At 68.8% G+C, this 22,736-nt stretch carries 17 protein-coding genes; 1 reads left to right on the top strand and 16 read right to left on the bottom strand.

Annotated elements, in window-relative coordinates:
* Positions 1 to 65: 65 nt before the first annotated feature.
* A complete protein-coding gene (dnaE, locus tag ABD974_RS02785; protein ID WP_345301726.1) occupies positions 66 to 3,641 on the bottom strand; it encodes a DNA polymerase III subunit alpha in 3,576 nt (1,191 codons plus the stop codon).
* A gap of 129 nt (positions 3,642 to 3,770) precedes the next feature.
* Here dnaE and ABD974_RS02780 point away from each other — a divergent pair, with 129 nt between their 5' ends.
* Positions 3,771 to 4,202: a hypothetical protein gene (locus tag ABD974_RS02780; RefSeq protein ID WP_345301725.1), complete on the top strand. Its 432-nt coding sequence runs from the start codon at positions 3,771 to 3,773 to the stop codon at positions 4,200 to 4,202.
* Between the two features lie 111 nt (positions 4,203 to 4,313).
* Here ABD974_RS02780 and ABD974_RS02775 read toward each other — a convergent pair whose 3' ends face one another.
* From ABD974_RS02775 to ABD974_RS02705, 15 genes are all read right to left on the bottom strand, one after another.
* Positions 4,314 to 5,816, bottom strand: coding sequence for a S1 family peptidase (locus ABD974_RS02775; RefSeq protein WP_345301724.1), 1,503 nt, complete (start codon positions 5,814 to 5,816; stop codon positions 4,314 to 4,316).
* Positions 5,817 to 6,240: 424 nt separating this feature from the next.
* Positions 6,241 to 8,124, bottom strand: a complete 1,884-nt coding sequence (locus ABD974_RS02770; RefSeq protein ID WP_345301723.1) for a M48 family metallopeptidase — start codon at positions 8,122 to 8,124, stop codon at positions 6,241 to 6,243.
* 59 nt (positions 8,125 to 8,183) lie between these two features.
* Positions 8,184 to 8,846: a ribonuclease HII gene (rnhB, locus tag ABD974_RS02765; RefSeq protein ID WP_425562620.1), complete on the bottom strand. Its 663-nt coding sequence runs from the start codon at positions 8,844 to 8,846 to the stop codon at positions 8,184 to 8,186.
* Positions 8,843 to 10,009 (bottom strand): lipid-A-disaccharide synthase, encoded by a 1,167-nt coding sequence (lpxB, locus tag ABD974_RS02760; RefSeq protein ID WP_345301722.1) that lies wholly within the window; start codon positions 10,007 to 10,009, stop codon positions 8,843 to 8,845. The genes rnhB and lpxB overlap by 4 nt, the downstream gene beginning before the upstream one ends.
* A gap of 13 nt (positions 10,010 to 10,022) precedes the next feature.
* The gene (lpxA, locus tag ABD974_RS02755) at positions 10,023 to 10,808 is read right to left on the bottom strand and encodes an acyl-ACP--UDP-N-acetylglucosamine O-acyltransferase (protein ID WP_345301721.1); all 786 of its coding nucleotides are present in this window, start codon (positions 10,806 to 10,808) and stop codon (positions 10,023 to 10,025) included.
* A gap of 9 nt (positions 10,809 to 10,817) precedes the next feature.
* A complete protein-coding gene (gene fabZ, locus ABD974_RS02750) occupies positions 10,818 to 11,300 on the bottom strand; it encodes a 3-hydroxyacyl-ACP dehydratase FabZ (protein ID WP_345301720.1) in 483 nt (160 codons plus the stop codon).
* The gene (lpxD, locus tag ABD974_RS02745) at positions 11,297 to 12,310 is read right to left on the bottom strand and encodes a UDP-3-O-(3-hydroxymyristoyl)glucosamine N-acyltransferase (protein ID WP_345301958.1); all 1,014 of its coding nucleotides are present in this window, start codon (positions 12,308 to 12,310) and stop codon (positions 11,297 to 11,299) included. Before lpxD ends, fabZ begins: the two co-directional genes overlap by 4 nt.
* A 45-nt stretch (positions 12,311 to 12,355) precedes the next feature.
* A complete protein-coding gene (gene bamA / locus ABD974_RS02740; protein WP_345301719.1) occupies positions 12,356 to 14,848 on the bottom strand; it encodes an outer membrane protein assembly factor BamA in 2,493 nt (830 codons plus the stop codon).
* A 173-nt stretch (positions 14,849 to 15,021) separates the two neighbouring features.
* A complete protein-coding gene (rseP, locus tag ABD974_RS02735) occupies positions 15,022 to 16,407 on the bottom strand; it encodes an RIP metalloprotease RseP (RefSeq protein WP_345301718.1) in 1,386 nt (461 codons plus the stop codon).
* The gene (locus tag ABD974_RS02730) at positions 16,404 to 17,576 is read right to left on the bottom strand and encodes a 1-deoxy-D-xylulose-5-phosphate reductoisomerase (protein WP_345301717.1); all 1,173 of its coding nucleotides are present in this window, start codon (positions 17,574 to 17,576) and stop codon (positions 16,404 to 16,406) included. The genes rseP and ABD974_RS02730 overlap by 4 nt, the downstream gene beginning before the upstream one ends.
* Positions 17,577 to 17,653: 77 nt before the next feature.
* On the bottom strand, positions 17,654 to 18,490 hold the full coding sequence (locus ABD974_RS02725) for a phosphatidate cytidylyltransferase (protein WP_345301716.1): 837 nt from the start codon (positions 18,488 to 18,490) through the stop codon (positions 17,654 to 17,656).
* A complete protein-coding gene (gene uppS, locus ABD974_RS02720) occupies positions 18,487 to 19,281 on the bottom strand; it encodes a polyprenyl diphosphate synthase (RefSeq protein ID WP_345301715.1) in 795 nt (264 codons plus the stop codon). The genes ABD974_RS02725 and uppS overlap by 4 nt, the downstream gene beginning before the upstream one ends.
* Positions 19,282 to 19,293: 12 nt before the next feature.
* Entirely contained in the window at positions 19,294 to 19,851 is a 558-nt protein-coding gene (gene frr / locus ABD974_RS02715; RefSeq protein ID WP_345301714.1) for a ribosome recycling factor, read from the bottom strand.
* A gap of 127 nt (positions 19,852 to 19,978) precedes the next feature.
* Positions 19,979 to 21,067 carry a cation diffusion facilitator family transporter gene (locus tag ABD974_RS02710; protein ID WP_345301713.1) on the bottom strand — a complete coding sequence of 363 codons (1,089 nt, stop codon included), beginning with the start codon at positions 21,065 to 21,067 and terminating at the stop codon, positions 19,979 to 19,981.
* 78 nt (positions 21,068 to 21,145) lie between these two features.
* Positions 21,146 to 22,735 (bottom strand): peptide MFS transporter, encoded by a 1,590-nt coding sequence (locus ABD974_RS02705; RefSeq protein WP_345301712.1) that lies wholly within the window; start codon positions 22,733 to 22,735, stop codon positions 21,146 to 21,148.
* Between the last annotated feature and the right edge of the window lies 1 nt (position 22,736).

Genomic DNA, 22,736 nt, shown 5'->3' with positions numbered 1-22,736 from the left:
GGCTGTCTGTGGATCTCCAGTCTAACGGACCTCGTCCGGAACCGCCGTACGCGGGGGTATGCGCGTCAGGCGCCGCCCGTGCCGGCCCAGGGCTTGGTCATCGCGACCTTGACCGCGCGCACGCCCGGCAGGGCGCGCAGGGCGCTGGGCAGGTCGGCTTCCACCCGTACCGACTGGCCGCCGTTGAGGTCCAGGGTGCCGGCGGTGCCCTGGGGCAGCAGCAGGTCGAGCCGCAGCGGGGTGTGACCGGGACGGTGCTGGGCGAGCAGGCCTTCCACCTTCTGCATCAGGCCCGGTTCGCGCAGGTCCAGGCGCAGCGACAGCCGCTGCGCCTGCTGCGCGCAGATCTGCCGGAAGTCCCAGCAGCGGCGTGCGCGCAGGGCGAAGCCGCCGCTGAACTCGTCCTCGCGCAGCCCGCCCTCGACGATCAGGATGCGATCGCGGGTCAGCAGGGTCTGGTATTCGAAATAGGCTTCGGCGAAGAACGCGCACTCGATCCGGCCGCGGCCGTCCTCCAGATGCACGAAGGCCTGCGAATCGCCGCGCTTGCGCATGCCGACGACCTGCCCGGCGAGAATGACCGTCGCCTCGGCGCGCCACTGGCGGCCGCCGCCGTCCTCGCCGCCCTGGCTGCGGCCGCGCGCGGGCGCAGCGCTTTCGTACAGCTGATCGAGCCGCCCCAGGTGCGTGCCGACCAGGCTCTGCAGTTCGTCGCGATACGGGTCCAGCGGATGGCCGCTGAGATAGTGGCCCAGGGTCTCGCGTTCGCCGTTGAGTTTCTGCGACAGCGGCCATTCGGCACAGGTCGGCAGATCGATGGCGATGTCCGGCGCGCCGCTGCTGTTGCCGAACATGTCGACCATGCCGGCATTGCGGTTGCGGTTGATCTGGTCGGTGGCCTTCAGCACTTCCGGCAACTGCAGCATCAGCGAAGCGCGGTTCGGCGCCAGCGCATCGAGCGCACCTGCGCTGATCAGCGCTTCGAGCGTGCGCCGGTTGAGTTTGGCGGTGTCCACGCGCTTGCAGAAATCGAGCAGGTCGGCGTAACGGCCGGCGTTCGCGCGTTCCTCGGCGATGGCTTCGCAGGCGCCGCGGCCGACGCCCTTCACCGCGCCCAGGCCGTAGCGGATGGTCCGGTCGTCGATCGCCTCGAACATGTAGTTCGAACCGTTCACGTCCGGCGGCAGCACGTCGATGCGCAGCGCGCGCGCCTCGTCGAGGAAGCTCACCACCTTGTCGGTGTTGTCCATGTCCGAGGACAGCACCGCGGCCATGAATTCGGCCGGGTAGTGCACTTTCAGCCATGCGGTCTGGTACGCGACCAGCGCGTACGCGGCCGAGTGCGACTTGTTGAAGCCGTACTCGGCGAATTTCTCCATCAGGTCGAAGATCTGGCTCGCGGTCTTCGGGTCGACGCCGCGTTCGGCCGAACCGGCTTCGAACTTGGCGCGCTCCTTGGCCATTTCCTCGGCTTTCTTCTTGCCCATCGCGCGGCGCAGCAGGTCGGCGCCGCCCAGCGAATAGCCGGCCAGCACCTGCGCGATCTGCATCACCTGTTCCTGGTACACGATCACGCCGTAGGTCGGCTTCAGCACCGGCTCCAGCGCCGGGTGCGGATAGCTGACCTCGGTGCGACCGTGCTTGCGGTCCACCCATTCGCGATCCATCCCCGAGCCCAGCGGGCCGGGGCGGAACAGCGCGGCGAGCGCGATGATGTCTTCGAAGGTGTCGGGTTTCGCGCGCTTCAGCAGTTCGCGCATGCCGCGGGATTCGAACTGGAACACCGCGACCGTGTCGCCGCGCGCGAACAGTTCGTACGAGGCCTTGTCGTTGAGCGGCAGCGCGCCGATGTCGAGCGGTTCCTCGCCCGAACGCGCGCGGCGGGCGTTGATCGCCTTCACCGCCCAGTCGATGATCGTCAGCGTGCGCAGGCCGAGGAAGTCGAACTTCACCAGGCCGATCGTTTCGACGTCGTCCTTGTCGAACTGGGTCACCGGGTTGCGGCCCTTGCCGGCGCCGTCGTGTTCGGCGAACAGCGGGCAGAATTCCGACAGCGGCTGCGGTGCGATCACCACGCCGCCGGCGTGTTTGCCGGCGTTGCGGGTCAGATCTTCGAGCTGCAGCGCGAGATCGATCAGGTCGCGGACGTCGTCCTCGCTGTTGTAGCGTTCGATGATCTCGCCGATCGCGCGATCCGGTTCCTTCTGCGCGCGCGGACTGCGGCCGAGCACGTCCTCCAGCGACAGCGGATCGGCCGGCTGCAGCGGGATCAGCTTGGAAATGCTGTCGACGAAGCCGTAGGGCAGGCCCAGCACGCGGCCGACGTCGCGCACCACCGCCTTCGCCGACATCGTGCCGTAGGTGATGATCTGGCTGACGCGGTCGCGGCCGTATTTCGCGGCGACGTAGTCGATGACTTCGTCGCGGCGGTCCATGCAGAAGTCGATGTCGAAGTCGGGCATCGACACGCGTTCCGGATTCAGGAAGCGCTCGAACAGCAGATCGTAGGGCAGCGGATCGAGGTCGGTGATGCCCAGCGCCCACGCCACCAGCGAGCCGGCGCCGGAACCGCGGCCGGGGCCGACCGGGATGCCCTGCTGTTTTCCCCAGTTGATGAAGTCCGCCACGATCAGGAAGTAGCCGGGGAAGCCCATCTTCACGATCACGTCGAGTTCGATGTCGAGGCGCGATGCGTAGCTGGCGCGGTCGTGGCCCTGCGCCATCGGATACTTCTGCAGGCGTTTTTCCAGCCCGTCGTGCGCTTCCCTGCGGATCCAGCTGTCGAGCGTGTGGTCGTCCGGCACCGGGAACGCCGGCAGGTAGTACTTGCCCAGCGAGAGTTCGAGGTTGCAGCGCTTCGCCAGTTCGACCGCGTTGTCGATCGCGTCCGGCGCATCGGCGGCGAACAGCGCCGCCATGTCTTCCGTGGTCTTCAGATACTGCTGGGCGCTGTATTCGCGCGGCCGCTTCGGGTCGTCCAGCACGCGGCCGGTGGCGATGCACACGCGCGCTTCGTGCGCTTCGAAGCCGTCGGCGTCGAGGAAGCGCACGTCGTTGCTGGCGACCACCGGCAAGCCGCGCTGGCCGGCCGCGTGCAGGGCGAAGGCGTTGAAGGCGTCCTCGCCGTCGAGCCCGCAGCGCGTGAGTTCGAGATGGAAGCGATCGTCGAAATGGCGCTGCCAGTCGCCCAGCCACTGCAGCGCGAGGTCGTGGCGGTTGCCGGCGGCCAGTTGCCCGGCCTGGCTGTGGCGACCGGCCAGCGCGAACAGGCCTTCGTTGGCGTCGGCCAGCCATTGCGGCCGCACCACCACGCCATCGTGGCGCTGGCCCTCCATCCAGGCGCGGCTGAGCAGCCGGGAGAGGGCGAGATAGCCGCTGCGGTCGCGGCACAGCAGGGTCAGCTTCCAGGGCGTCTCATCGCCTTCGGCGACGCTGATGTCGGCGCCGGCGATCGGTTTGATGCCCGCGCCTTCGCAGGCCTTGTAGAACTTGACCAGCGCGAACAGGTTGTTGCGATCGGTCATCGCCACCGCCGGCTGGCCCTGGGCCACGCAGCGGGCGACGAGCTCCGGAATGCGGACCGTCGAGTCGGCGAGCGAGTATTCGCTGTGCAGGTGGAGATGGACGAAGCGGGAGGACATCGGCGGACCGGGAGGCGCAGACGGGCAGGGTAGGGCCGGGCCCGGTCGGGGGCAAGGCTTGACGACGCGGGTTTCCGCGCTGCGGCCGACCGGCGACAATGCGCGTCGCCAGCCCATTCGCCGCCGCCCATGCCCGTCCTGACCGGAATCTGCCGCTTCGCGCCGCCGCTGCGTGCCGACGGCGGTCGCGTGCGTCGCGATGGCCGCACCACCGACGGCTGGATGATCCTCGCGTGCGAGCCCGACCTCGGCCGCTATCTGCGCGAGTTGTACGCGCTGGACGCGTATCGCACTCGCAGTCTCGACGACCCGCTGTGGGGCCCTCACGTATCGATCGTGCAGGAGGACCAACCGCCCGACGCGCCGCTGTGGCGCGCGCTGGAAGGACAGCCGATGACCTTCGAATACCACCATCCGCCGCAGGCGTTCGGGCCGTATGCGTTCTACCCGGTGATCTGCCCCGAAGCGCTGGACTACCGCGAGTCGCTCGGTCTGCCGCGCGAACCGCAGTGGCCGCTGCATCTGACCATCGGCAACCGCAAGCGACTGTCGACGGATTGAAGGCGACGCAGACCGCCGGCGCGTGTGCGGTCGCGCCATGGACCTGCGGAGGAGACGCCCACGGAGCGCGTCACCGCTCCGTGGGCATGCCGTCAGCGAGTGTGTTCGCGATCAGGGAATCGGGCCGGTCGGGCAGTTGAAGTTGCCGGAGGTCCGGGCGACCGCGCCGGCGCTGTTGGTGATCGTCACGGTCAACTGCTGCCGCTGGCCCGAACTGCAGTAGCCGACGAACTCGGTGTAGCCGCTGTAGTCGTAGGCCGAACCGCCGCCGCCGGACCACGCGCTGGTGGCGGGGCTCCCGGAGGTGTAGGTCGCGTAGCACACGTACATCCCGCCGCCGCTGTTGGCCATGTCCGGGCAGGCGAAGCCGGTGATGACGGGCACCGAGCCGCCGCCACCGCCGGTGTACAGGGTCAACGCGTACTGGTTGAGCAGCGGCTGCAGCGGCTGGTAATACGAGACGGGTGCGCCGAGACCGCAGTTGTCGTTGCTGCCGGCGGGAATGTTGCCGCCCGAGGTCACGCCCTGCGCCTGGCCGGCCGGGGTGATGTAGGCGCCGCCGGAGTCGCCGAAACCGACGCAGGCGGACGAGCGCGTGAGTCCGTAGGTCGCGCCCTGCGGGTAGTTCACGGTCACGTTCTTCGCGGTGATGGTGCCGCAGCGATAGCCGGTGGTCGCGCCGGACCGGCAGACCGCCGCGCCCACCGGGGCTTCGCTGCCGCCGTTGATCGGCACGGTGCCGCCGGCGTAGTTGTTGACCCAGTTGCGCAGCGGCCAGGCGGGCGTGTTGGTGATGCGCACCCAGCCCATGTCGGCGCCGGGGAAGAACGAACCGTCGAACACGCCCTGCGGGGTGGTGCCGTTGGCGCCGTAGGTCGGGGTGCCGACCGTCGCGCAGTGGCCGGCGGTGGCGAAGCCGGTGTCGGCGCCGCGGGTCACCGGGAAGGCGATCGAACAGCCGGCGCTCGGGGTGTAGTAACGCTCGCCGCCGACGATCTGGGTCGTGCGCGGCGCGGCCTGCGCGGTTTCGAAGCGCACCGCATCGACCGCGATGCCGCTGCGCGCGATGAAGTCGATCGCGGCATCGCGCGAGCGGCCATCCGTTTCGACGACCACCTGGTTCGTGCGCTCGTCGACATACCAGCCATGGACGCCGGCGGAAGGCCGGCTCTGGCGACCCAGGCGGTCGAGTTGGCCCTTGGCGCTTTCGAGCTGGGCGAGGCTCCGCTGCACGAGGCGGGATTCGACGCCGAGCGCGCGGGCCCGGGCGACACCCTCGGCGGTGGTCGCGGCGACGACGAAGCGGAAGCGACCGTCCTTGCCCTGTTCGATCCAACTGCCGGCATAGCTTGCGCCGAGCCGTTGTCGGGCTTGCGGCAGACGCGCGGTGGCCGAGCGTTCGGTGCGCAGAAGGCGCGCGGCGGCCTGCGCATCGAGACCGAGGTCGCGTTGCATGGCCTGGATGACGCGCGCATCGACGGCGGACGCGTCGGACGGTGTCGCCGCCAGCACCGACGACGCGACGGCGGACGAGACGAGTACCGACGTGCACAGGGCGACAGCCCGTGCGATCCGGCGGTTGCGGGAGGAGGGGATGTTGCGGTGTTCGCGCATGCGTGGATCTCCTTGTCTGCGTGTTCCTGGAATGAGCCGCTCCGGCGATCTCCGGAGGACCGCTGCGCTGCGATGACGCGACGCCACACGGCCGGCGTCGTCGCAGCGCGGCGTGGATGCGCGGCACCACGATGTCGAGCCGGGAGAACGTCCCACGAACCTGTGGGCGCGTGAACGGACGCGCGAGCGACCGCAGCGGAACGATGATAGCGAGCGTCGCGATCGCGACATGAGACGGACGCAGAGGAAATGAGAATCGATCCGCGATGTCGGCACGAAGTTCGATCGCACCGAGCGGACTTGCGAATGTGCGCCTGTCACATGTTCGTCACGCGACACACGCGCCGGCGCGGCACTGGGGATGTCGCGGGCATGATCCTTGCGGCCGGACTGCTGCTCGTGCCCGCGTCGCGGAGACCGCGCTTCAGCGCGCGCTGTCGTCCGGCAGTGGCGACGCCCCGAACTGCGACGACACCGCATGGCTGTGCGCGGCCTGATGGCGCGTCCAGTAGCGGCCCAGCGCTTCGCCCAGCCGATCGCGTTCCTCGCGTGCGATGGCGATCGGGATGCGGGTCGACCTGGCGCCGAGCATGCCCTTCTCCGGATGCGTCACCACCAACCGGTTGGCGCGGAACGACGGTTCGTCGAACTGCAGCCCGGCGACGTGCTCCCAGCGGATCAGTGCGCCGGTTTCGGGATGCACGATGCCCTCGTGATTCACTTCGATGTGGCGCCCCTGTTTCAGCATGAAACGCATCGGCGGGAAATAGCGCAGCACCAGCGCGGTTTCCTCCTCGGTTTCGGGCAGATAGCGATAGGCCAGCGATTCCTCGTGCATCTGCGAGAAATCGCTTTCGTATGCGCGCCAGAGCCGGGTCTCGATGTCGACGGCGTCGTTCACCGCGTCGGCCCAGGTCGCCTCCGGGCGATGACAGACGATGTCCGCGAACCGCGTTTCGTCGACCACGTGGCCGACGCTGCGCATGCGCTCGGACAGCGGCGGGTGCGAGTCGAACGGATGCGGGACTTCGCCCGCGCGCAGCACGCCCGCGAACTCGTCCGAACGCCCGAATTCCTGCAGTCCCGTCGCGATCCGGCGGGCGATGTCGAGGGCGCCGTCGTGGCGGCGGTCCTCGGCGAACAATGTGCCCTGGATCTTGTTCTGGTAGGCGGCATAGGCCGAGATCTTGATCAACGCGTGCACCACCGCCTGCAGCGAGGTGGCCTTCGCGGCGGCGCGGTCGGCCGCGAATTCGCGTTCGCGACTGCTGCGCATCATCGCGATCTCGAAGATCACCCGGTAGAAATCCAGCAGATAGGCCACGACTTTGGTCAGTGCCATGCCGTGCATGTGCATGCGATACAGATCGAAATGCGCGAGCAGCGGGCCCAGCGTCGCGCTGTTGCGGGTGTCGCCGCCGGCGAAGTGCTCCAACTCGTGCGCGAGCACCGCATCGGCTTCCTGCGTATCGAGAAGGCGCAGCAGCGGCAGGCTCACGTACAGCGTCCGGCCGTCGACGCCGTGACCGGAGACCATCAGCGGCTGTTCGGTGACGAAGAAATTCGCGTCGATGCCGGCGACGATCTGCCGCGGCGGCGCGGTGCCGCGGGTCTGCGCAAGCTCGCGGATGCGCCGCCACAGCGCCGGCGCGGCGTCCTCGGGCACCAGTTCGCCGGTCACCGCGTTCTGCTCGTCCGGGCGGCGGAAGATCGCGACGACCACGGTGGCGATGGCGATCAGCGCGAAGAGGCCGGCGATGGCGATCAGCTTGACCGCATACATCTCCAGGAAGAACGCGGTGATCCAGAACGACAGCCACACCACGAACGCACCCTGGACCACGACTTCCGCCGCGGCGAAGACGCTCAGCAGGCGCCAGCCCAGCGCGAAACTCAGCGATTGCACCTCGCGCCGGGCGAAGGCCAGCGCGCCGAGCCCAAGCACGATCAGCACGAGCAGCGCGCTGGCGACGAGCGTCCACAGCGCGACCGTCTCGGCGACGAGGAATTGCCACAGCGCCGAATACCGCGTGCAGGTCGCTTCGCGATACGTCGCATTTTCCGTGGTGTCGTCGAAACACACCGCCGACGGTGGGGTTGCGCGGATGCGCGCCTGCAGCGCGGTGGCCTCGGCGCTGTCGGGCGGAGCCGACGCGGCGATGCCGGCGACGATGTCCTGCTGGTAGCGCGCGTCCGTGCTCTGCTTGAAATGATGCGCCAGGAAGAAGGTGATCGTCGGGATCAGGAACAGCGCCAGCACCGCCTTGAGCGTGATCGTGGCGAGCTGTCGGCGAAAATCTGCGTGCATGACCGGTGCGGTGCGGGTGGCGGTGTCGCGCACTGTAACCGAAGGCCGGCGCTGCGCGATCAGGTCCGGCCGTGGCGTTCGCAGGCGGCGCGGACCGGGGCGTAGCTGCGGCGGTGTTCGGGGCAGGGGCCGTGGGTCATCAGCGCGGACACGTGCGCGGGGCTGGGATAGCCCTTGTGACGGTCGAATCCGTACAGCGGATAGCGCGCGTGCAATTCCTGCATGCGCCGGTCGCGCGCGACCTTGGCGAGGATCGACGCGGCCATGATCGCCGGTTCGATCGCGTCGCCGCCGATCAGCGCTTCGGCCGCGCAGGGCAGATCCTTCGGCAGGCGGTTGCCGTCGATCCGCGCGAGGTCCGCGGCCGGCGACAGCGCCTGCAGCGCGCGGCGCATGCCGGTGAGCGTGGCCTGCAGGATGTTGAGGCCGTCGATCTCGTCGCGTTCGACGAATTCGATCCGCCACGCCAGCGCGCGTTCGACGATCTGCGGGTACAGCGCCTCGCGCGCGGCTTCCGACAGTTTCTTGGAATCGTCGAGGCCCATGATCGGGCGCGCCGGATCGAGGATGACCGCGGCCACCGACACCGGCCCGGCCAGCGGTCCGCGGCCGGCCTCGTCGACGCCGGCGATGCGCAGTGGACGCGCGCGCGCCAAGGCCGCGAGCGGGTCTTCGAACAGTGCGCCCGGGCCGGCGTCGCGCGGTGCCTTGCGCCGACTCACGGCGCGACGGCGACCGTGGCCGGCGCGGCGATCAGTTCGGCCACCGCGTCGGCCGCACGCGCCGAGGCGTCGCGGCGCAGCTGCCGGTGGATGTCCTCGAAACGCGGCAGCAGCGCCTCCACCGTCTGTGGCTGTCCGAACCAGCGCAGGCAGGCGGCGGCGAGTTTTTCCGGGATGCAGTCGTGTTGCAGCAGTTCGGGGATCAGCGGCGCGTCGGCGAGCACGTTCGGCAGGCTGACGTAACGCGATTTGAGCAGGCCGAGCCGGGTGACGATGCGATAGGTCGTGGGCGAAATCCGGTGGCCGACCACCATCGGCCGCTTGCACAGCATGCCTTCCAGCGCGGCGGTGCCCGAGGCCAGCAGGACGACATCGCCGGCGATCATCGCGCCTTGTGCGTTTCCGTCCAGCACGCGCACGCGCGCGGCCATCGCCGGCCGCGGCGCCAGTTGCGCGCGGATCGCCGCATCGCACTGCGCGTTGGCGGCGGGCAGCAGGATCTGCAGCGCGGGGATGCCCTTGGCGATGAGTTCGGCGGCGTCGAGGAAGACCGGCAGCATTTTCGCGATCTCGCCGAGCCGGCTGCCCGGCAGCAGCGCCAGCACCGGTGTCCCGGCATCGACGGACAGCGCGGCGCGCGCGGCGGCGCGGTCGGGCTGCAGCGGAATCGCATCGGCCAGCGGATGGCCGACGAAGCGCGCGTCGACCGCGTGCTTCGCGTAGATCGGCGGCTCCATCGGGAACAGGCACAGCACGCGGTCGGCGCTTTCGCCCAGCTTCGCGGCGCGGCCCTCGCGCCACGCCCACACCGACGGGCTGACGTAGTGCACGGTGCGGATGCCGCGGCGCTTGAGCCATTTCTCCACGCCGAGGTTGAAGTCCGGCGCATCGATGCCGACGAACACGTCCGGCCGCCATGCCAGCAGCCGTTTGCGCAGGCCGCTGCGCAGGCGCAGCAGCCGCGGCAGGTGCGACAGCACCTCGGCCAGGCCCATCACCGCGAGTGCCTGGCTGTCGTGCCAGGCGTCCAGTCCGGCCGCGCGCATCGCCGGTCCGCCGATGCCGGCGAATTCGGCCTGCGGGAAACGGGCCCTGAGTTCGGCGATGAGTCCGGCGCCGAGCTGGTCGCCGGAAGCTTCGCCCGCGACGAGCGCGATGCGCATGTCGACGCGCGCTCTAGCGCAGCAGCGGCCGTTCGCCGCGTTCGATGAAATCGAGGAAATCGCGCACGTCGTCGCTGGCGTCCGCCTGCGCGCCGAGCTGCTGCTTGGCGTCGGCGAGATTGGCGCCGGACATGTACAGCGTGCGGTAGGCGCGCTTGATCGCGGTCACGCGTTCGGGACCGAACCCGCGGCGTTTCAGGCCTTCGCTGTTGATGCCGCGCGGCCGGCCGTAATCTTCCTGTGCCACCATCAGGAACGGCGGCACGTCGCCGTTGACGAACGCGCCCATGCCGATGAACGCATGCGCGCCGATCCGGCAGAACTGGTGCACGCCGGTGAAGCCGCTGAGGATCACGTGATTGCCGACCTCGACGTGGCCGGCGAGGGTGGCGTTGTTCGAGAACACGCAGTCGTTGCCCACCCGGCAGTCGTGGGCGATGTGCACGTAGGCGAGGAACCAGTTGCGATCGCCGATGCGGGTGACGCCGCCGCCGTTGCCGGTGCCGCGATGGATGGTGACGAACTCGCGGATGACGTTGCCGTCGCCGATCGTCAGTTCAGTGCGTTCGCCGGCGAATTTCTTGTCCTGCGGATCGCCGCCGATGGCGGCGTGGCCGTGGATGCGGTTGTCGCGGCCGATCCGGGTCGGGCCGTGGATGCTGCAGTGCGGGCCGATGCGCGTGCCGTCGCCGATCTCGACGTCCGCGCCGATCACGGTGAACGGCCCGATCTCCACGTTCGCGCCGACGATCGCATCGGGATGCACCGAGGCCAGCGGACTGATCGAAGAGGTGCCCATGCGCGGACCTCAGGCCTTCGATTCGGCGCAGAGGAATTCGGCGCGCGCCGCTTCCCTGCCGTCGATGCAGGCCACGCCCGCGTACAGCGCCATGTTGCGCAGCCGGCGCTTGAGCGAAACCTCGAGTTCGAGCCGATCGCCCGGGAGCACCAGTTTGCTGAAGCGCGCGTTTTCGATCTTCACCAGATAGAACAGCTTCTCCGGATTCAGGCCGATGCCCTTGGAGAGCTTGGTCATCTGGTCCAGCACGCCGCCGGCCTGCGCCAGCGCTTCGACCACCAGCACGCCCGGCATCACCGGATGGCCCGGGAAATGGCCCTGGAAGAACGGCTCGTTGATGGTGAGGTTCTTGTACGCCAGCACGCGGGTCTCCGGCTCGAACTCGACCACGCGATCGATCAGCAGGAACGGATAGCGATGCGGCAGCAGCGCCTGGATCTCGGCGATGCCCAGCGGCAGTGCGGGCACGATGCAGGTGTCGGTCGAACTCATTGCGGTTCCTTGTTGCGCCCGCCGACCTGTTTCGCCAGGGCGTCGAGCTGTTTGAAACGGGCGGCGCTCCTGCGCCAACTGCGGTTGTCCATCAGCGGGGTGCCCGAAGAATACTCGCCCGGCTCCCGGATCGAACTGGTGACCAGGCTCATCGCGGTGATCACCACGCGGTCGCAGACCTGCAGATGCCCCAACACTCCGGCCCCGCCGCCGATCAGGCAGTAGCGGCCGATGGTGGCGCTGCCGGCCACCGCGGAACAGCCGGCCATCGCCGAGTGAGCGCCGATGCGGACGTTGTGGCCGATCTGGATCTGGTTGTCGAGGCGCACATCCTCTTCCAGCACGGTGTCGTCGAGCGCGCCGCGGTCAATGGTGGTGTTGGCGCCGATCTCGCAGTCGTCGCCGATCGCGACGCCGCCGAGCTGCGGCACCTTCAGCCAGTGGCCGTGTTCCATCGCCAGGCCGAAGCCGTCGGCGCCGAGCACGGCGCCGGGGTGGATCAGCACGCGTCGGCCCAGGCGCACGCGGCGCACGAGGGTGACGCGCGCGACCAGTTCGCAGCCTTCGCCGACGATGCAGTCCTCGCCGATCACGCAGCCCGGGCCGATGGACGCGCCGGCATCGACGCGCGAGCGCGGTCCGATGCTGACGAACGGTCCGATGCTGGCGTCGGGCGAGATCTCGGCACTCGGGTCGATGGCCACCGACGGGTGGATGCCGGCCGTGGCCGCAGGGCGATGGTCGAACAGGGCCGCGATCTTCGCGAACGCGACGTAGGGGTCCCGGGCGATCAGCGCGGTGCCGGCATAACCCTCGGCATCCTCTTCGCGCATCACCACCACCGCGGCGCCGCTGTCGGCCAACTGGCTGCGGTAGCGGGGATTGGCGAGGAAGGCGAGCTGCGCGTCGCCGGCACGGGCGAGCGTGGCCACGCCGTCGACGCGGCGTTCGCCATCGCCGCGCACGGACAGGCCGAAGCGCTCGGCGAGCGCTGCGGCCGTGTGGGACAGGGTGGTCGGCATGGGACGCTCCGTCCGCGGATCAGAGCGCCGCGATCAGAACGCGCCGCCGAAGGTGAACTGCAGGCGTTCCAGCTCGTCGTCCTCGCCGGTGCGGAACGGGAAGGCGTAGCTGATCGAGATCGGACCCACCGGCGCGCGCCACAGCAGCGCGACGCCCGCCGAAGCGCGCAGTTCGCCGGCATCGACGCTGTCGATGTCCTTGAACACGTTGCCGACGTCGACGAACGCAGACACGCGCGCCGCCGGGGTGTCGAGCAGCGACGGGAAGAACATTTCCAGCGAACCGACGGTCTTCACCGCGCCGCCCACCGGCTGACGGAAGAGACTGGCGGTGGAGAAGTCGACCGGACCGAGCGTGTTGTCGCGGAATCCGCGCACCGATCGCACGCCGCCGGCGTAGAAGTTCTCGAAGAACGGCAGGCCGCTGGCGCGCAGCGTGTTGCGGTAATCCGGCGAGGTGGGGAGGCATGGCTCGCTGGGCGCCGGACGCGGCGGCTGGATCGGCGGCGTGGCCGGATTGTTGTCGTCGTCCACCGGTGCCGGCAGATTCTGGAAGCACACGTTGCGCTCGAAGTCGCTGCCGTAGCTGTCGCCGTAGCCGAGCTGGAAACGGGTGTTGAGCACCATCAGGCGGTTGAGCGGCCAATACTTCGAGAACTCGTAATTGAGCTTGAAATATTCCGCGGTCGAACCCGGGAGGGTGATTTCCGCCGACAGGCGCTGGTAGGTGCCGTAGGTCGGGGTGAAGAAGTCGTTGCGGGTGTCGCGCGCCCAGCCGAGTTCCGCGCGCCAGGCGTGGAAGGTGCTCTGGCCGACGGCGTCGACGTAATCGACGATGGAGGCGGGCGACGAGCCCGGGAAGGCGAGGATCTGGTTGCGGTCGATGCCGAACACCAGCGAGATGCTGTCGTTCTCGGTCAGCGGCACGCCCAGCACCGCCTGCGCCGCGGCGCTGGTGGTCGAGTACTGCGCGGTGTTGAAATCCGAGTTGTCGAACTCGCGCCACCACACGTTGTAGCCCAGCGACATGCCCTCGTCGGTGAAATACGGATTGAGGAACGAGAACGAATAGCGCTGCAGATAGGTGTTGCGCTGCACTTCCACACCGATCTGGTTGCCGGTGCCGAGGAAGTTGTTCTGCGACAGCTGCAGGGTGGTGGTCAGGCCCGACAACTGCGAGTAGCCGAAGCCGAAGGTGAAGCTGCCGGACGTGGTTTCCTTCACGTTGAAGACCACGTCGACCTGATCGTTGCTGCCTGCCACCGGTTCGGTTTCCACTTCGACCGAGCCGCTTTCGAAAAACCCGAGGCGCTGCAGACGGACCTTGGAGCGATCGATCGCGGCCTGCGAATACCACGCGCCTTCGAACTGGCGCATTTCGCGGCGCAGCACTTCGTCGGTGGTGCGGGTGTTGCCCTTGAAGCGGATCTGGCGGACGGTGACGCGCGGACCGGGCACGACCTGCAGGTTGATGCCGACGGTGCGCTTCTCGCGGTCCAGTTCCGGAACGGTGTTCACTTCCGCGAACGCGTAACCGATGTTGCCCAGCGCGGCGATGATCGAATCGGAGGTCAGTTCCAGCAGGGTGCGCGAGAAGGTCTGGCCGGACTTGATCAGCACGTAGCGGTCGATCTGCTCCTTCGACAGGACGGTGTCGCCGGTGACCTTCACGTCGGACACGGTGTACACCTCGCCCTCGGTGAGCGTGGCGGTGACGAACATGTCCTTCTTGTCGGGGCTGATCGCGACCTGGGTGCTGTCGACGCTGAAGTCGACGTAGCCGCGGTCGAGGTAGTACTCGTTGAGCTTCTCGAGATCGCCGGTGAGTTTTTCGCGCGAGTACTGGTCATCGCGGCGGTACCAGCTCAGCCAGTTGCTTTCGTTGGATTCCCAGCCTTCGCGCAGATCCTCTTCCTCGTATTTCTCGTTGCCGACGAGGTTGATGTGGCGGATGCGCGCGGCCTTGCCTTCGTTGACGTTGATGGTCACGTCGACGCGGTTGCGGTCCAGGCGGGTGATGGTCGGGTTGATCTCGACGTTGTACTTGCCGCGGTTGTTGTAGGCGCGGTTGAGTTCGAGGGTGACGCGGTCGAGGGCGAGACGGTCGTAGGTCTCGCCCTCGGAGATGCCGATCTCCTTGAGATTCTGCATCAGGTCTTCGGTCTTGATGTCCTTGTTGCCGGACAGCGTGAGCGTGTTGATCGCCGGGCGCTCGGTCACGCTGATCACGAGGATGTCGCCCTCGCGGTCGAAGCGGATGTCTTCGAAGAAGCCGGTCTTGTACAGCGCGCGCATCGCTTCGGAGATGCGGGCCGAATCGATGGCGTCGCCGCGCTCGATCGGAAGATAGGTGAAGACGGTGCCGGCGCCGATGCGCTGCAGGCCGTCGACGCGGATGTCGGACACCGTGAAACGCGAGTCGGAAGCGGAGGACGCGGTCTGCGCCATGGACGGCGCGGCGTGGAGCGAGGCCAGGCTCGTGGCGAGGGCAAGTGCGAGCAGGCGGCGGTTGGGCGTGCGCGTCATCAGAACATCCGGTAATGGGGCGGTGGCGAAACGGTGGGATGGAGCGGGTCGAGCGGCGGAGCGGGACATCCGGTGCGGGACATCCGGTGCGGATCAGGCACCCGGTCCGTCGTCCATGGACGGCCGGTGGCGACCCCGGTCGTGATTCCGGTGGCGATCGGCGTTGTCTTGCGTCATCGGATCAGCCCCTGCAGGTCGTTGTAGAACGCGAGGCCCATGAGCCCCAACAGCAGCGCAAGGCCCACATATTGCCCAGCGGCCATGGCACGTTCGCTTAACGGGCGGCCTTTGACCAACTCGATAAGGTAATACAGCAGATGCCCCCCATCCAAGACCGGAATCGGGAGCAGGTTGAGAATTCCGAGGCTCAGACTGAGCAGGGCGAGCAGGCTGAGGTACCAGGCCACGCCGTTCTTGGCGTAGGCATTGGCCGCGCGGGCGATGCCGATCGGCCCGGAGACGGTGTTCTGGACCGCGAGTTTGCCGCTGAAGGCGCGCTGCAGCATGCCGAAGAGTTCGACCGCCTGGAACCGGGTTTCGCGCAGGGCGGCGGGGAATGCCGCCAGCGGGCCGTAGCGCAATACCGCGTCCTTCGGGGCCTTTTCGGCCTGGTCGGGGCTGACCACGCCGATCATCCAGACCGGTTCGGCCCCGGCCCCCGCGCCGGGGCGCTGGCCGAGCCGGGGGACGAGGCGGACGGTCTTCGCGGCGCCATCGCGCAGCACCGCCACCTCGCCGCCGCCGGCCAGGCCGATGCGCTCGACCTGCGGGGCGATGTCGGCCCAGTACTGCACGGGGGTGCCGCCGATGGCGGTGATGCGGTCGCCGGGCTTCAGCACGCCGTCGCTGGCCGAGTTCGGGGCCACGTTGCCGACCACCGCCGGCATCGTCTGGTGCCGCGGCACGATCCCGACGCCGCCCATGGTCCGCTGCAGATCGGTGCCGGCCGGCAGTCGCGAGAAATCCATGCGTCGGACCAGTTCGGTGCCTTCGGCCGTGCGCACCCGCACCGGCGTTTCGCCGCGGTCGATGGCCGCGGTGAGCAGGGCCATGCTGGCCTCGGTCCAGGTGGGGGTCTCGCGCTCGCCGATGGCCAGCAGGGTGTCGCCCCGGCGCATGCCGCTCTCGGCGGCGATGCCGCCGACCTGGCCGATCACCGGCGCGTAGTCCGGTCGGCCGATCACGAACATCAGCCAGAGCAGGGCGATGCACAGCACGAAATTGGCGAAGGGGCCGGCGAAGCTGATCAGCATGCGCTGGCCGACCGTCTTGTGGTCGTGCGACTGATGCTGCTCCTCGGCGGACACTTCGGTCTTGCGGTCGGCGAGGTCGTGTTCGCCGAGCATGCGCACGTAACCGCCGAGCGGAATCGCGGCGACCGCCCATTCGGTGCCGTGGCGGTCGCGGCGCATCCACAGCGGTTTGCCGAAGCCGACCGAGAAGCGCAGCACCTTCACGCCGCACCAGCGGGCGGCCCAGTAATGGCCGAGTTCGTGGAAGGTGACGAGCACGCCGAGGGCGACGATCAGCCACCAGGCCGAGCCGAGAAAATCAGTCATGCGATGGCCTCGCGGGCGATGGCGGTGCGCATCGACGCGCGCGCGGCGGCGTCTGCGGCGAGCAGGGCGTCGAGCGAACCGGCATCGGCGTGGGGCATGCGCTGCAGGACGTCTTCGACGAGTGCGGGAATGGACAGGAAACCGATCCGGCCCTGAAGAAAGGCTGAAACCGCTTCCTCGTTCGCGGCGTTCAACACCGCGGTCGCGGCGCCGCCGGCGGCGAGCGCGTCGTAGGCCAGGCGCAGGCACGGGAAGGCGTCGAGATCGGGTGCTTCGAAGTCGAGCCGGCCGTGCGCGAGCAGGTCGAGGCCGTCGACGCCGGAGACGATGCGTTCGGGCCAGGCGAAGCCCACCGCGAGCGCGGTGCGCATGTCCGGCAACCCGAGCTGCGCGAGAGTCGAGCCGTCGACGAATTCCACCAGCGAATGCACCAGACTCTGCGGATGCACCAGCACGCCGATGCGTTCGCCGGGCAGACCGAACAGATGATGCGCCTCGATCACCTCAAGGCCCTTGTTCATCAGCGTGGCCGAGTCGACCGAGATCTTCGGCCCCATCGACCATTTGGGATGCGCGATCGCCTGGGCCGGCGTCACCGCCGCCAGCGACGCCCTTGAACGGCCACGGAACGGACCGCCGGAGGCGGTGAGCTGGATGCGCTTCAGGCCGGCGTGGGACTCGGCGTTCGGCAGGCACTGGAAGATCGCGTTGTGTTCGCTGTCGATCGGCACGATGGTCGCGCCGTGGTCGCGCACCGCCGCCATCAGCAGGTCGCCGGCGAGCACCAGCGATTCCTTGTTCGCCAGCAACAGACGCTTGCCGGCGCGCGCGGCGGCGAGCGTGGACGACAGCCCGGCGGCGCCGACGATCGCAGCCACCACGGTGTCGGTGCCGGCATCGGCGGCCAACGCGTCGATCGCCGCCATGCCGGCGTGCGCCTCGGTGTCCAGCCCGGCCGCGCGCAGGCCGTCGCGCAATGCGGTGTAGGCGTCCGCGTCGGCGACCGCGGCATGCGCGGGACGATGGTGGCGGCACAGGGCGACCAGCGCGTCGACGTTGCGGCCGGCGACGAGGACCTCGGCGTGCAGCCGGTCCGGATGCCGGGCAATGACGTCGAGCGCGGACGTCCCGATCGAACCGGTCGCGCCGAAGACCGCCACCCGCTTCATCGACGGGCTCCGGGCAAGGGGGCGGCAGGGGCGGAGAAGGGCATGGCGGTCATGGACCGTGGTACGCGCGTCGAGTTTCAGAATCCGAACAGCAATTTGCCCAGCGCGAACACCGGCAGGGCGGCCAGGATGCTGTCGATGCGGTCGAGCACGCCGCCGTGTCCGGGAATGAGATGGCTGGAGTCCTTCACCCCGACGTGGCGCTTGAGCAGGCTCTCGAACAGATCGCCGACCACCGAGAACAGGATGGTCCAGATCGCGACGATGGCGATGTAGGGCAGCTGTTTCATGCTCGCGCCGGCGAACGGGGCCGCGACCAGCGCCAGGACCATGCCCGCGGCGACGCCGCCGATCATGCCTTCGACGGTCTTGTTGGGGCTGATCCTCGGGCTGAGTTTGACCCGGCCGAAGCGGCGGCCAGCGAAATAGGCGCCGCTGTCCGCGGCCCAGACGATCGCCAGCGCCAGCAGCAGCCAGCGATTGCCGTTCGGCTGGCTGGCGTGGATGAGAGCCAGCGCGCACCAGGCCGGGATCACGCTGAGGGTAGCCGCGGCGAGCTTGAAGATGCGGGCGTGGCCGTCGTGATTGGAGGCGAAGTCGTAATGCCGCAGCCACAGCGCGGCCAGACACCACCAGCCCACGCCGATCATCACCATGATCTGCAGCAGCACCAGCGAACCGCCGGAGTTGGAGCGCGACGCCCAGACCAGCGCCACCATCAGCAGCAGGTTCACCACCAGCAGCACGCCGCGGGCGATGGGGTCCTCGATGTCGGTGAGCTTGAGCCATTCCCACAGACCGATGAGGAAGGCGGCGGCGCTGAGCGCGGCCATCCACGGGGTGGGCAGCAGCAGCACGGCGGCGATCGCCAGGGGGGCCATGACCAGAGCGGCCAGCAAGCGCGTTCGGGTCATGGATCGGTCCTGTCGGCGGGAAGGGACGGGGGCGTGCCGCCGCCCGCGGAATTCGAGGGGTCGACCTGGGCGCTGGTCAGGCCGAAGCGGCGCTCGCGGCCGGCGAAATCGGCCAGCGCGAGGTCGAGCGTAGCGACATCCAGGTCCGGCCACAGCGCTTCGGTGAACCACAGTTCGGTGTAGGCCAACTGCCACAGCAGGAAATTGCTGATGCGGTGGTCGCCGCCGGTGCGGATGAAGAGATCCGGCGGCGGCAGGTCGGCGAGCGCCATCCGGCGGCCGACCATCGCCTCGTCGATCTGCTCGGGCCGCAGACGGCCGGCGGCCACGTCTTCGGCCAACGCGCGCGCGGCGAAGGCGATGTCCTGGCGGCCGCCGTAGCTCGCGGCGACCACCAGATGCAGCGCGCGGTTGCCGGCGGTGCGGGTCTCGGCGTCGCGCATGCGCGCCAGGATTTCGGGCGCGAAGCGCTCGCGTTCGCCGATGAAGCGCAGGCGCACGCCGCGACGATGCAACTCGTCCACCTCGCGTTCCAGCGCGTTGAGGAACAACTTCATCAGCGCGCCGACCTCGTCCTCGGGGCGGCCCCAGTTTTCGCTGGAAAACGCGAACAGGGTCAGCGCTTCGATCCCGCGCTGCAGGCAGTAGTCGATGCACAGATTGACCGCGCGCGCGCCGGCGCGATGGCCGATCGCGCGCGGTCTGCGGCGGCGTTCGGCCCAGCGGCCGTTGCCGTCCATGATCACGGCGAGGTGGCGCGGAACGCGTTCCGGTGCGGGCGGAGCACTCATCGGAGGATGGCCTCAGACCGCCATCAGCTCCTGCTCCTTGGCCTTGACCACCTCGTCGACGTCCTTGATCGCCTTGTCGGTCAGCTTCTGGATCTCGTCCTCGCTGCGGCGCTCTTCGTCTTCGGTGATCTTCTTGTCCTTCAGCAGTTCCTTGACGTGCTGATTGGCGTCGCGGCGGATGTTGCGGATCGCGACCTTGGCGTCCTCGCCTTCCGCGTGCACGTGCTTGGACAGTTCCTTGCGGCGCTCTTCGGTGAGTGGCGGCAGGTTGATGCGGATCGCGGTGCCGGCGGTGTTCGGGGTCAGGCCGAGGTCGGAGGCGTAGATCGCCTTCTCCACCGCGGCGACCATGTTCTTTTCCCAGGGCGTGATCAGCAGCGAGCGCGCGTCGGCGACGGCAATGCTGGCGACCTGCGACAGCGGCATCTCGGAGCCGTAATAGTTGACCTTCAGGTGGTCGACCAGCGAGGCGGAGGCGCGGCCGGTGCGCACCTTGGTCAAGGTGTGGCGCAGCGCCTCGATGCTTTTGGCCATGCGGGATTGCGCGTCTTTCTTGATGTCGTTGAGCATGCCGGTTCCTGTTTCGATACGTGTTTCGGAGCGCCCGAGCGATCCGGGGAGGCCACGCCGGGGGTGCCGGGCGGCCAAACGCGAAGACCGCCGATTATATGCGAAGGCACCCCGGATGCCGGGGCGGTCAGTGGCCGTGCCCGGACGGGCGCAGGATGTCGCCGTGCGGCGCGCGGTCGTGGCGATCGTGGCCGCAGGCGGCGCCATGCTCGATCTGCAGGGTCGGATGGTTGATGCCGAAGCGCGCGTCCAAGCCGTGGACCACCGCGTCGAGGAAGGCATCGTGGTCGCTGTCGCCACGGTCATCGTGGTCGCTGTCGACACCGTCCCGGCCCGGCCGGACCAGATGCGCGGTCATCGCGATCTCGCCCGCGCCCAGCGACCAGATGTGCAGGTGATGGACGGCCTGCACCCCGGGCTGGGCGGCCAGAAAAGCCTCGACCTCGCCCGGATCGATGCCCCGCGGCACCGCGTCCATCGCCGCGTCGAAGGCGTCGCGCAGCAGCCGGAACGCGCCGATCGCGACCACCGCCGCGACCAGCACGGCGGTGGCGGGGTCGAGCCAGCGCCAGTCGAACCACAGCATGCCGAGGCCGGCCAGCACCGCCGCCAGCGACACCGCGGCGTCCGCGATCAGGTGCAGGAAGGCGCCGCGGCGGTTCAGGTCGCTGCCGTGGCTGTGGTCGTGGCCGTCGCGCAGGAACCAGGCCGCGCCGAGGTTCACCGCGATGCCGATCGCCGCGACCACGATCACCGGCAGCGCCGGGATCGCCGGCGGGTCGGCGAAGCGGCGCACCGCTTCCCAGCCCAGCGCACCGCTGAAACCGACCAGCAGCAGCGCGTTGCCCAGCGGCGAGAGCAGGGTGGCGCGGCGCCAGCCGTAGGTGTGGCGGCCGGTGGGCCTGCGCTTGGCCATGGAGGCCGCAGCCCAGGCCAGCGCCAGCCCCAGCACGTCGCCGAAGTTGTGCAGCGCGTCCGACAGCAGCGCCAGCGAATCCGTCCAGAAGCCGTAGCCCGCTTCCAGCGCGGTGTAGGCGAGATTGATGAACAGCGCGACCGCGAACGCCCGGGTGCCGGTGGCGAAGCCATGGCTGTGGCCGCCGGCGCCGTGGTCGTGAGTGTGGCCGTGAGCATGGTCATGCTCATGATTGGGACCATGCGCGTGCGGGCCATGCGCGCCGTGCGCGGCGTGGGAATGATCGTGATGCGATGTCATGCCGCGATGTTCCCACCTCCCCGGCGTGGACACTATCCGCCGATGCCCGGATCGCGGGCATCGGCGGAGGCGGTCGGGTCACTCGCGCGTCAGGCGCTTCAGCAGCGGCGTGGCCAGGAACAGCAGCGCGCCCGCGCCGACGCCAATCCACATCATGTCGGTGAACACGTCGGCGTACAGTGCCAGCGCCGCGGGCACGTCGTATTTGCCGGCGGCATCGGGTTCGATCGTCGCCCAGGTGCCGAGACGGCCCGCGATGATCTCGCCGAAGGCCGAGAACAGGAACCACGCGCCCATCATCAGGCCGACCGCGCGCGGAATCGACAGTCGCGTCACCGCCGACAGGCCCACCGGCGACAGCACCATCTCGCCCATCACCAGCACCGCATAGGCCAGCACCATCCACCACAGGCTGGTCTTGCCGGCTTCGCCCGGATTCGCGGCCGCGAAGGCCAGCACGCCGAACGACAGCCCGCAGAACACCAGGCCCCAGGCGAATTTCGCCGGATAGCTCGGGTTGAGACCGGCCCGGTCGAGCTTCGGCCACAGCCAGGCGAACGGGAAACTGAAAATGATCACGAACAGCGCGCCGATCGCGGTGGTCTGGCCGGCGGTCCATTCGATCCCGAACGTGGTGCGATCCATGCCGATGTCGGCCATCAGCACCCAGGGGCCGTAGGTCTGCTCGTACAGGCCCCAGAACAGCGCGCTGACGGTGATCAACACCATCAGCATGATCATGCCGCCCTTCTCGGTGCGGCTCAGGCCGGAGAACATCAGGCGGATGAACCACAGATAGAGCACCGCCCCCATCACCACCGCGACCACTTCGGTCAGGGTGACCTGATGGCCGCCCATCAGCTTCGTCAGCGGACCGAAATCGATCTTGGTCTGCAGCACCTGCCACACCACGACCGCCAGAACGAGGCCGCCGAGATAGATCAGCCATTCGCGCGACAGGCCCGCGAATACGGGCGTTTTCAGCATCGCCGGATCGGCGGGCTCGGCGTGGCCGTGCAGATGTTTCTGCCCGATCACGAACTGCACCAGGCCCAGCGCCATCATCACGCCGGCCAGCGCGAAACCGTAGCCCCAGCCGATCTTTTCGCCGATCCAGGCGACGATCAGCGACGACAGGAACGCGCCGACGTTGATGCCCATGTAGAAGATGGTGAAGCCCGAATCGCGGCGCGGATCGTCGGCGCTGTAAAGGCGACCCACAATCGTCGAGATGTTAGGCTTTAGGAAGCCCACGCCGACGCCGATCAGCGCCAGCGACATGTACATGATCTGGATCGCGAAGGCGTCGCGCACCGCGTTGTCCGGCGTGGTGCCGGTGGCCGCGCTGCCGGTCCAAGCCATGCCCAGCTGACCGAGCACCAGCAATGCGCCGCCGAACAGCACCGCCTTGCGCATGCCGAGATAGCGGTCGGCCAGCAGGCCGCCGAGCAGCGGCAGGGCATAGGCCAGGCCGGCGTAGGTGCCGAGCAGGATGGTGCCGTCGGCCTGTGCGAACAGATGGTGCTTGACGAGGTACAGCAGCAACAGGGCTTTCATGCCGTAGAAGGCGAAGCGCTCCCACATTTCGGTCAGGAAGCAGACGTAGAGGCCCTTGGGATGGCCGAAGAGTTCGTCCTGGGCGGACAGGGCGGGAGTGTGAGTGGACACG

The sequence above is a fragment of the Lysobacter hankyongensis genome, from assembly GCF_039543145.1.
Lineage (GTDB): Bacteria > Pseudomonadota > Gammaproteobacteria > Xanthomonadales > Xanthomonadaceae > Lysobacter_I > Lysobacter_I hankyongensis.
The sequence above is the reverse complement of the archived record's forward strand: the minus strand, read 5'-3'. Positions and strand labels throughout refer to the sequence as shown.

Excerpts from the sequence above, each read along its gene's own strand:
- rseP (WP_345301718.1), bottom strand. The coding sequence starts at position 16,407 with ATGACTGATTTTCTCGGCTCGGCCTGGTGGCTGATCGTCGCCCTCGGC.
- fabZ (WP_345301720.1), bottom strand. The coding sequence starts at position 11,300 with ATGAGTTCGACCGACACCTGCATCGTGCCCGCACTGCCGCTGGGCATC.
- ABD974_RS02710 (WP_345301713.1), bottom strand. The coding sequence starts at position 21,067 with ATGACATCGCATCACGATCATTCCCACGCCGCGCACGGCGCGCATGGC.
- frr (WP_345301714.1), bottom strand. The coding sequence starts at position 19,851 with ATGCTCAACGACATCAAGAAAGACGCGCAATCCCGCATGGCCAAAAGC.
- ABD974_RS02725 (WP_345301716.1), bottom strand. The coding sequence starts at position 18,490 with ATGACCCGAACGCGCTTGCTGGCCGCTCTGGTCATGGCCCCCCTGGCG.
- ABD974_RS02780 (WP_345301725.1), top strand. The coding sequence starts at position 3,771 with ATGCCCGTCCTGACCGGAATCTGCCGCTTCGCGCCGCCGCTGCGTGCC.
- uppS (WP_345301715.1), bottom strand. The coding sequence starts at position 19,281 with ATGAGTGCTCCGCCCGCACCGGAACGCGTTCCGCGCCACCTCGCCGTG.
- bamA (WP_345301719.1), bottom strand. The coding sequence starts at position 14,848 with ATGACGCGCACGCCCAACCGCCGCCTGCTCGCACTTGCCCTCGCCACG.
- dnaE (WP_345301726.1), bottom strand. The coding sequence starts at position 3,641 with ATGTCCTCCCGCTTCGTCCATCTCCACCTGCACAGCGAATACTCGCTC.
- lpxA (WP_345301721.1), bottom strand. The coding sequence starts at position 10,808 with ATGGGCACCTCTTCGATCAGTCCGCTGGCCTCGGTGCATCCCGATGCG.
- lpxB (WP_345301722.1), bottom strand. The coding sequence starts at position 10,009 with ATGCGCATCGCGCTCGTCGCGGGCGAAGCTTCCGGCGACCAGCTCGGC.
- ABD974_RS02730 (WP_345301717.1), bottom strand. The coding sequence starts at position 17,576 with ATGAAGCGGGTGGCGGTCTTCGGCGCGACCGGTTCGATCGGGACGTCC.
- ABD974_RS02775 (WP_345301724.1), bottom strand. The coding sequence starts at position 5,816 with ATGCGCGAACACCGCAACATCCCCTCCTCCCGCAACCGCCGGATCGCA.
- ABD974_RS02770 (WP_345301723.1), bottom strand. The coding sequence starts at position 8,124 with ATGCACGCAGATTTTCGCCGACAGCTCGCCACGATCACGCTCAAGGCG.